The sequence below is a fragment of the Spirochaetota bacterium genome (assembly GCA_026414805.1).
Taxonomy (GTDB): domain Bacteria; phylum Spirochaetota; class UBA4802; order UBA4802; family UB4802; genus UBA4802.
Genome location: JAOAIH010000096.1, coordinates 1 through 8,810, shown reverse-complemented (window position 1 = coordinate 8,810; position 8,810 = coordinate 1). Strand labels below are relative to the sequence as shown.

The 8,810-nt window shown below is 40.6% G+C and carries 6 protein-coding genes; 4 read left to right on the top strand and 2 right to left on the bottom strand.

The window, feature by feature from the left end; genetic code table 11:
* Positions 1-343, bottom strand: a 343-nt coding sequence (locus N3F66_13905) for an oligosaccharide flippase family protein (GenBank protein MCX8125238.1), incomplete at its 3' end; no start/stop codon positions are given.
* A 218-nt stretch (positions 344-561) separates the two neighbouring features.
* Positions 562-1,575 carry a GDP-mannose 4,6-dehydratase gene (gene gmd / locus N3F66_13900; protein ID MCX8125237.1) on the bottom strand — a complete coding sequence of 338 codons (1,014 nt, stop codon included), beginning with the start codon at positions 1,573-1,575 and terminating at the stop codon, positions 562-564.
* Positions 1,576-1,994: 419 nt separating this feature from the next.
* Between gmd and N3F66_13895 the strand changes: the two genes are divergently transcribed.
* From N3F66_13895 to N3F66_13880, 4 genes are all read left to right on the top strand, one after another.
* Complete coding sequence (locus tag N3F66_13895; protein ID MCX8125236.1) at positions 1,995-3,701, top strand: acyl-CoA dehydrogenase; 1,707 nt, start codon at positions 1,995-1,997, stop codon at positions 3,699-3,701.
* A gap of 170 nt (positions 3,702-3,871) precedes the next feature.
* The gene (locus N3F66_13890; GenBank protein ID MCX8125235.1) at positions 3,872-5,329 is read left to right on the top strand and encodes a sodium/solute symporter; all 1,458 of its coding nucleotides are present in this window, start codon (positions 3,872-3,874) and stop codon (positions 5,327-5,329) included.
* 419 nt (positions 5,330-5,748) lie between these two features.
* A complete protein-coding gene (gene ade, locus N3F66_13885) occupies positions 5,749-7,530 on the top strand; it encodes an adenine deaminase (GenBank protein MCX8125234.1) in 1,782 nt (593 codons plus the stop codon).
* Positions 7,531-7,605: 75 nt separating this feature from the next.
* The coding region (locus N3F66_13880; protein ID MCX8125233.1) for an ankyrin repeat domain-containing protein at positions 7,606-8,810 on the top strand (1,205 nt) is incomplete at its 3' end.

Here is an 8,810-nt window from a genome sequence, read left to right as displayed (position 1 = left end):
GTGCTGTAAGCAGCAAAAAACTTAAAACCAGAAGTCCAAGTTTTATTATCATCACCGCGCTGAAAATGTCCTGCACCTTTGCTTTATCATCACGATTGATCGATATTTCACGGGTCGCGGAAAGATTAAAGCCATAATCTGTAAGTATTTGAAAATATCCAATAGTAGCCTGTGCAAAAGCCAACAAACCAAATTTTTCTACACCCAAAACGCGCACTAAATAAGGAAATGTAATTAGTGGCAATAAGTAATTCAATCCCTGTAAAATGGAAAGATAAACAAAATTCTCAAAAATCCTGCGGTATTCTGGATTATTAAATATTTTGTATATTATTTTTTGCACTTAAAATTAGTAATTTTATGGAATTTATATAAAATTAAAAACACCACCCCCCCGCCACAAAGCTTCGCCCTCTCAGTTACAGGGGTTTAACCTGCCCAAGCACAGCAATATAAAACAAATTATTAATGTAGCCACTTACACCAACACTGACATTAATAAATCTTTACAATAACGAGTAATTTTATTACTCATATTTTGTCAAGGATTTTTTACATTTTTTATTTATTGCGTTCAATGTCACGCACAAGCATAATCTGGGCAAGCTCTGCAAACGTAACCTGTGGCTCCCACCCCAATTCGCGTTTTGCTTTGGAAGCATCGCCCACCAGGCAATCTACCTCTGCTGGGCGGAAAAACTCAGGATTTACTTTTACAAGAATTTTACTGCTTTTTGTATCTCTGCCAACTTCATCCAGTCCCTTGCCTTCCCATACAATTTTTTTCCCAATGTATTCACAGCACACTTCAATCCACTCACGTACTGAGTGTGTTTGGCCGGTGGCAAGCACATAGTTGTCGGGTTTTGGCGCTTGTAAAATGCGCCACATGCCTTCCACATACTCCTTTGCATACCCCCAGTCGCGCTTGGCATCCAAATTGCCTATTTCAAAATAATCCTGCTTGCCATGATAAATTTTGGCGATAGCATCCGTGATCTTTCGCGTCACAAACTCTATGCCACGCAACGGCGATTCGTGGTTAAAAAGAATCCCTGTTGAAGCAAATATGCCGTATGACTCACGATAGTTGATTGTCATCCAGTGCCCATAGAGTTTTGCCACTGCATAGGGGCTGCGGGGATAAAATGGCGTTGTTTCTTTTTGCGGTGTTTCCTGCGCTTTTCCAAAAAGCTCAGACGTAGATGCCTGGTAAAACTTTATATCCTTATTTACAATGCGGATAGCTTCCAGAATATTGGTTACCCCAAGGCCGGTTACATTTCCAGTGAGCACAGGATTGGCAAATGAGTGCGCCACAAAACTCTGAGCGGCCAGATTATACACTTCATCGGGTTTATATTTTTCTATAACCCGCACCAGGTTGCCAGCATCAAGCATGTCTATTTCAACCAGTATGATTTTATTGGTTATTCCAAGCTCGTCCAGCCGCCAAAAGTTAGGTGTGCTCAAACGCCTGAATCCCCCAATAACTGTATATCCTTTGTTTAGTAAAAGCTCGGCCAAATATGCACCATCCTGTCCTGTTACCCCGGTAATAAGTGCCCGTTTCATTTATGTATGCTCCAAAAATAGGATTTCATCATTTGTTTACAATTATATTCCACAAGCTAAATTGACTAATTGCGCAAATGGGTTTATATAAAACTAAAAAATTATTTGCAGTCACTATCTCACATTATATTATGCACGTTTATTGTCAATAACTTACATACTACCAAAACAGTTTTACCACGTTATAGCTTATTGTGATTCTATACTGTGCAGCAGTAATGGGATGTACAAACGGCACAACCTGTGCGGTGGTTCTTTTTTGCACCTCAGTACCACCGTAGATAATTTGCCATCCATTTACATTGACAAAAAATTTTTAATTGACGCAATATTTACAATGTAGTGCTATACTGAACAATAGTAGTACAATACAGTATATACCAATTTGTATTATATATTACAAGTGAATAGGGGGAACAATGTTACTGTTTAATCCAAAAAAGTATAATCGTCACCATGCCGATGAAAAAACAAAAAATTTAATGCTCAAAACCATTGAGTTTTTTGAAAACAAAGGCTTAAAGAAAATCAAGGAAGATGACCAGGCTGCCATCTGGTACGATGATTTTCTGGAATTCGTTAAAAAAGAACAGGCATTTGCCACATTGCTGACACCATCTGGGTATGGCGATCCTGACTCACGGTGGGATATGTGGCGCATTGAGGAATTCAATGAAATATTAGGATTTTACGGCCTATGTTACTGGTATACCTGGCAGGTAACTATTTTGGGGCTTGGCCCAATCTGGATGGGGCAAAACGAAGAGGTTAAACATAAGGCTGCCAAATTGTTAAAGGATGGTGGCATTTTTGGCTTTGGCCTTTCCGAAAAAGAGCACGGTGCTGATATATACAGTACCGACATGATGCTCTATCCAAAAGGCGATGGCACGTATCTGGCACGCGGCGACAAGTACTACATTGGCAATGGTAACGCTGCAGCATTGCTTTCGGTGTTTGGTAAAATGGCCGACACGGGCGAATACGTATTTTTTGTTGTCGATACCAAACATCCCAATTATGAATGTGTCAAAAAGATAAGCACCTCAGGTGTGCGCCAGGCATATGTGGCCGAGTTTGCTCTCCACGACTACCCTATAACCGAAGCTGACATCCTGTCACGTGGCAATCATGCATGGGATTCGTCACTCAATACGGTGAATATAGGCAAGTACGAATTGGGCTGGGCTTCCATTGGCATCTGCGAACATGCTTTCTATGAAGCTATCGACCATGCCGCAAACCGTAATCTTTACAATATGTATGTAACTGATTTCCCACATGTTAAAAAGCTTTTCACCGAAGCATTTGCACGGCTTGTTGCAATGAAGCTTTTTGCCCTTCGTGCGTGCGACTATATGCGCAGCGCCAATGAAAATGACCGTCGCTATCTGCTCTATAATCCCATTCAGAAAATGAAAGTAACAATGGAAGGTGAGAAAGTTATAGGGCTTTTGCATGAAGTTATAGCTGCACGCGGTTTTGAGCAAGAAACCTATTTTGAAATGGCAATACGCGATATAGGGATGCTGCCAAAACTTGAAGGAACCACCCATGTCAATATGGCACTTGTGGTAAAATTTTTGCAGAACTTCATGTTCAAGCCAAAAGATTATCCTGAAGTGCCACGCCGCGATGATCCTGCCAATGACAGCTTTTTATTCAATCAGGGGCCAACAAAAGGGTTGGGCTCAATTCAATTTCATGATTACCGCAAGGCTTTCCAAGGCATCAAGAGCAAAAATCTTGAAGTTTTCATGGAGCAGATAGAAGCCTTTAAAAACTTCCTTGTCAAAGGAACCCCTGACGAAAAACAATCCAAGAATATTGACTACATGCTGACAGTTGGCGAGCTTTTTACGCTTATCCCTTACACACAGCTTATATGCGAAAACAAGAAGATTTACAATGTAGAGGATGAAATCATTGATGAGATCTTCAAGTTCATTGTCAGCGATTTTTCGGCTTACGCAACACGGCTTTACACCGGACAGAAGAATAGCGCAATACAGGATGAGCTTATCTTAAAGATGATCAAAAAGCCTGTTCTTGATGACGCAAACTTCAATAAAGTGTGGAATGACCATGTATATGCGCTTAAAGGGCAGTATACCATGAATGAGTAAGAAATGGGTAATAATAGTTTATAAGGGCGCTTTAAAGCGCCCTTTTTTTATCATTGACATACCACGGTATATGGTAAAAATACATACATTGCCATTAGTGTAATACGACAACATGTGTACCCTACCATGTTGAACGTTACACTCTACAACACATATAAGGAGATTCTGCAATGTGGTCAATTTCTTTACTCACTATCTTTTTAGCATTAATGGTTCTTATTGGAGTCTGGGGCATGCGTAAAACTTCCACGCTTGGTGATTTCTTTTTAGGTGGAAGAACTATAGGTGCGTGGGTTTCAGCATTGGCGTATGGCACGTCATATTTTTCAGCTGTGCTATTTATTGGCTTTGCGGGTAAATTGGGTTGGATCTTTGGCCTGGATGCAATTTGGATTGGTGTTGGCAATGCGCTGATTGGGTCACTTCTTGCGTGGCTTGTGTTAGGAAGGCGTACCCGCATTATGACTCAAAACCTGGATGTTATGACAATGCCTGAGTTTTTAATGGAACGTTTTGATGGCAAATACATCAAGATGTTTGCAGCAATTATTATATTTATATTTTTATTACCCTACTCTGCATCTGTCTTTAAAGGATTGGGACATCTATTTGAAGTTAATTTCAACATTTCTTATGATCTGGCATTAATTATCATGATAGGCATCACTGGCATTTATCTTGTGCTTGGTGGATACTTTGCAATTACGCTGACTGATTTTATTCAGGGCATAATAATGATTGTTGGGGCTATCACCATGGTGTTGGTGCTTTCTGCAAAAAGCGGGGGGATAGCTCAAAGCATTGCGCTAGTTGCCCAAAAATATCCCTTGCATATACCAGCTGACAAACACCCTGGGTGGTTGCTCTTAGGTGCTCTTATCTTTATGACATCTTTTGGGGTATGGGGTCTGCCACAGATGGTGCAAAAATTTTATGCCATCAAGAGTGAAGACTTAATTAAAAAGGCGGCGATAGTTACCGGGATTTTTGCTATCATCATTGGCGTTAGCGCCTACTATACCGGGTCGCTATCGCACATTTTTTACGATGCCGTGCCAGCCGTTGACGGCAAGCCAGCCTTTGACAGGCTTATACCTGACCTGTTAACTCAGAACCTGCCCGAACCGCTTATGGCAGTGATACTGCTTTTGATTCTTTCTGCATCAATGTCCACTCTTTCATCATTAGTACTTGTGTCATCATCTGCCATTGCAATTGACCTTTATAAGGGACATGTCAACCCTGAGATATCAAAAGAAAACTCGGTAGCTATGATGCGCTTTTTGAGTGCATTGTTCATCATTATTTCATATTTTATTGCCCGCTATGAATTTGCAATCATCATAACCTTGATGTCGCTTTCATGGGGAGCTGTTGCCGGTGCATTTATGGCACCATACCTATACGGCCTTTTCTGGAAACGCACCACCTTAGCTGGTGTATATGCAGGCATGATTACAGGGCTTGCAACATCAATTGGGTTGTTTTTTTACCTTGGTGCAAATCTTTCCCCTATAGCCTCAACTATAGGAATGCTTGCACCATTTGTGGTTGTGCCAGTAGTAAGCATTTTTACAAAAAAACCTTCTGACGCAACAATTGAAAAAGCATTTAAGAAAATTGGATAAACTAATTGAAAAACTTTAGGTTCAAAAGTGTTTTCCGTTAATAATTATTAACGCGATATTATTGTAAAAATCGAGCGTTAATTTGAACTCATGTACCTTCTTTTGAAGATGCATATGCAAAATTTTGCCATGCTGTAGTGGAAAAACAAATTTTGCAATGTAATCCAATAGGTACATAGCTGTCACAGAATAAGGGAATTAATATTGTTGCTAGGTATGATACAACTACTACAGTATTGTGTGGCACATGCAACAGAGTAACAAAAAATATTGCGCATAAAGAGTATGTAGTATTAATTTATATCAATGCTTTACTAAAAAGCATTGCATACAATCTTACGATAGTAATGATGTTTTTCGTTAGCCGCTCTATGGTAGTGGAATAGCATTCACATCCTTTTTTTGGTGGAGGTACACGTATGGAATTAATACCACTTGAAAACATTACAATGGAGCTTGCTGATGTTGCCATGGGTAGGCGCAAAGCCCACATGGTGATAAAAAACGGCACACTTGTCAATGTTAATACAAAGGAATTGCAAGAACACTGTGATGTTGCAATTTACAAAGGCCGCATTGCACTAGTAGGTGATGCCAGCCATTGCATAGATTCTACCACTGAAATAATTGATGCAACCGGTCTTTATATAGCACCTGGCTTCATGGACGGACATATCCACGTTGAAAGCAGCATGCTTACAGTAAGCCAGTATTCAAGCGCTGTTGTGCCACATGGCACTACTGCCATCTTCATGGACCCACATGAAATAGCCAACGTACTTGGACTTAAAGGAGTTAAACTCATGCTTGATGAGGCCAAAGATGTACCACTCAGGGTCTTTGCCACGGTGCCTTCATGTGTTCCTGCTGCTCCAGGGCTTGAAGATGCCGGTTCTGTCATAGGCCCAGATGAGATTGCTGAAGCAATGAAGTGGGATGGAATTGCAGGATTGGGCGAGCTTATGAATTTCCCCGGTGTATTCAATAGTGTTCCTGCAGTTCATAAAGAGATAGAAGTAACGCTGAAAGCCGGCAAACCCGTAACCGGGCACTTTGCGCTGCCTGATACCGGTGCAATGCTTAACGCATACGTTGCAAGTGGTGTGCGTTCATGCCATGAATCAGTACGCGCTCAAGATGCATTAGCAAAAATGCGCCTTGGCATGTACGCTAAGATACGCGAAGGCTCAGCCTGGCATGATTTGAAGGAAGTAATAAAAGCCGTAACACATCATAAAGTAAACAGCCGTTTTGCCGTGCTTGTGAGCGACGATACCCATCCTGAGACTCTTATCTCACATGGCCATTTAGATTACATTGTAAAGCGCGCTATTGAAGAAGGTGTTGACCCTATCACTGCAATTGAGATGGTAACAATTAACACTGCAGAATGCTTCATGATGAGCAAAGATTTTGGCAGTGTGTCCCCCTCAAAAGTTGCTGATATTGTACTTTTATCTGATCTGTATAAGGTAAGCGTTGCTGCAGTTATCATTGGTGGAAATCTTGTTGCAAAAGAAGGAAAAATGCTAATACCTACCAAATCGATAACCTATCCAGATTGGTCAAAAAATACTGTTAACGTTGGAAAAGTGTTACATAAAGATGACTTTATTTTACAAAGCAATAAGAAACAGGTAAAAGTACGTGTTATACAAATACAGGAAGCAAGTGTCATTACAAAACAGTCAACTGAAACCCTCAATGTAGTCGATGGCAATATTGCACCGGATACCACCAAAGATATTGCAAAAGCTGCTCTTTTTGAGCGGCATAAAGCCACAGGTACTAAGGGAATTGGTTTTGTCAAAGGCTTTGGCTTTATTAAAGGAGCAGTGGCCTCAACTGTTGCACACGACTCACATAACCTCCTCATTGTTGGCACCAATGAAGAGGATATGGCATTTGCTGGAAATGAGCTTATAAAAGCTGGAGGCGGCATGATTGCAGTTGCAAACGGCACAGTGCTTGCAATCGTAGAGCTGCCAGTGGCAGGGCTTTTGTCCGATGAACCGGTAGAGGTGGTACAAAAAAAAGTTGAAAAATTACAACAAGCATGGAAGGATCTTGGATGCACTCTGGTATCGCCGTTTATGACCATGGCGCTTCTGGGGCTTCCGGTAATACCTGAGCTAAGGCTGAGTAACCGTGGGCTTGTGGATGCAATCAATTTTGCATTTGTGGATGTTGTAGCAGAGTAAATATACTATTCGGAGCTATCGCCTAACAAAAATTTTACCTGCCATATTCCACAATTTCAATGAGGGAGATAGTACATGTATACAGATAATCGCAATGCAGTATGTGTGATATGCATTGCATTAAGTGCACTACTACTGTTTGTTATGTGCGGATGTGGCGGCATGAAATATAAAATTGTAAACACAGGGCGTGAAGTATCAACCGGATACCAATCAGGCAATACTGTATATTTTTTGTGTCACTATGTATTGAGCCAGCCAGGAAAAACAATTATCCCCATGTATATGTACAGCCCTGGTGAGGTGTATGTGCAACAGTTACTTTTTTATGAGTACACAATCCCCAACGAGTCGCTTGTGAAAATTTCTGAGCTTGACTTTCCTCATGGCCCTGATGTAAGTCCTGACCTTGCATCGGCACAATGGCTATATCAGGGCAATGTGCTCTATGTAATGTTCCCTGCCGGATGGAATGGCAAAGATAGAGACTACCAGATCTATAAGTTCAATGTAAATGATAACACATTTCTTGATATCACAGACAATGAAAAGCTAACCATAGTCCAAAAATTGCAACAGGATAAAAAAAGCAAAACAAATGTGCTCACCACATCGCAGGTGCTGTATTATGTTGATTGTCTGCCTCTTAAGGCATGGGATGTGCCATCACCACTTATGTATTGTTCACTATCAAAGAATCAGTTAATTCAAACATTTATTGAAGGTAGTGGCGATAGTTACTTTAAAGAAGAAGCCTTTGGCAAATTAAAAGCTCTATGCTCATCAAAAGAACTTATGGCAATTGCCACTGATATTGAGAAGCACTACCACTCACTGGATAGTTATCAAAAAATGCAGTATGCTCCATATAAAGACCGTTGGGTAACACGATTGTATCTTGAATACTGCTATGGTGCACAATCAACGTGCAATGATGGCAAATTAGGCAAAGCTATCTATAGTAAAAATAATGACAATGCCAAACAGCTTATTGCACAAACTACTGACATAAACTTCAAAGATAAAAACGGAACAACAGCGCTTATGATTGCTGCGTATGCTGATAATGCAGAAATTGTTTCACTACTTCTTTCAAGAAATTGTGATATTAACGCACAGGATAACCTTGGCTGTTCTGCGCTTATGTATGCTGTTTTTGCAAATGCAGTTCACACAATGGAGTTACTACTAAAATATAACGCCAATGTTACAGTAGAATCATCATCACATTACACTGCATGGATGTACATTAACAATGCAGGAATGCGCCAGCGATATCT